The organism is Acidovorax sp. KPB24-03, from assembly GCF_057546605.1.
This window is the reverse complement of sequence record NZ_BAAJYR010000817.1, coordinates 1-822: the sequence shown is the minus strand read 5'-3', so window position 1 is coordinate 822 and position 822 is coordinate 1. Positions and strand designations below refer to the sequence as shown.

The window sequence follows — 822 nt, the reverse complement described above, 5'->3', positions numbered from 1 at the left end:
CGGCGCCCGCCCACATCAGCAGCGTGGGCACGCTCCACTGCGCGGCGCGGGCCACGACGGCCGGGCCGGTGTAGGCGATGAAGCGCGCGAGCCCGGCACCGACGCGGTCGTGGCAGCGCGGGTCGGCGCGGTAGGCCGCGATGACGGCGGGGTCGTGGGACAGGTGGGCGGGGTCGATCCCGGTGGCCAGGCGCAGGTTGGGCAGCACGCGGGGCAGGGTGGCCACCAGGAACTTCTGCGTCCAGCTCAAGCCCGGGTCCAGCGCGGGGGATGAAAGCACCAGCGCCTCCACGGGGCGCAGCGCCTGCGCCACGAAGCTGGCGGCCACCAGCCCGCCCAGGCTGTGGCCCAGCAGCACCAGCGGCTGGCCGGGTGGCATGCGGGCCCGGGTGGCATCGACGATGTCGGCCAGGTCCACCATCAGCCGGTTCGGGGGCGTGAGGGCGCCGCGCAGCCCGCCCGATTCGCCATGGCCGTACTGGTCGTAGCCGCGCACGGCAAAACCCCAGGCGTTCAGCCGCCGGGCGAGCCGGTCGTAGCGGCCCACGTGCTCGCCCAGGCCATGCACCAGCAGCACGGTGGCGCGTGCGTCGGCGTGCGGCAGCGGCCAGTCCTGCAGCGCGAGGTTTTCGCCATCGGCGGCGGTGAAGGGGCTGAGGGTGGAGGGAGCGTCGGGATCGACCATGCGAAGGGGGCTAGGGCCTGTCGGAAAAGACGCGCCATGTGGTGGCGCGCCCGGGAAAAGGGGTGGGCGCGGCCGGCGTCAGCAGCCCATGCGCTGCGCGCCGGGGCGCGGGCGGGTTCTGGCGATGGCCGCGGCCA

At 75.2% G+C, this 822-nt stretch carries 1 protein-coding gene; it reads right to left on the bottom strand.

All coding sequences use genetic code 11. From position 1 onward, the window contains the following. A partial coding sequence (locus tag AC27KI_RS26200) for a lysophospholipase (protein WP_487116780.1) occupies window positions 1-685 on the bottom strand: 685 nt, incomplete at its 3' end. Window positions 686-822: the final 137 nt, after the last annotated feature.